The organism is Mesorhizobium sp. M8A.F.Ca.ET.161.01.1.1 (assembly GCF_004792105.1).
GTDB lineage: Bacteria > Pseudomonadota > Alphaproteobacteria > Rhizobiales > Rhizobiaceae > Mesorhizobium.
Map to the genome: position 1 here is coordinate 1 of NZ_SRTD01000155.1, position 377 is coordinate 377.

A 377-nucleotide genomic window follows, 5' to 3' on the forward strand; every position below is an offset into this window, starting at 1 on the left:
CTGGCGATGACAGCCAGCCAGAGGCCGGCCGTCGTCAACTCGCTCATCGCCTCATCCGCCCGGCAAGTAGATCACACCGACGGATAGCAGAATGAATCCGTCGAGCAGTCGCCGCCTTCCAGGCGAATCTGGTGCGAGCGATACCCCTCGGGGAATTCGACGTAGAAGTCCTTGTCCAGGGTGATCCCACCGTTCTCGCCGACTTCAGCCTTGACCATAGCTGCCGGGATGCCCCCGGTATAGAACTGGTCGTCCCAGGTCGAATAGAGCGAGTTGGTCCAGTAGACGCGTTTGCCGTCGCGGCTGATCTCGACCATCTGCGGTCCGCCCCTATAATCGCCGCCGCTGGGATGCTTGGTCTTGCGCGTGATGCCGCC

The 377-nt window shown here is 62.1% G+C and carries 1 protein-coding gene; it reads right to left on the reverse strand.

The annotated features are described in order from the left end of the window. Positions 1–71: 71 nt before the first annotated feature. Positions 72–377 (reverse strand): selenium-binding family protein (locus EN804_RS35090; RefSeq protein ID WP_246693540.1); only part of this gene is annotated, 306 nt, incomplete at its 5' end.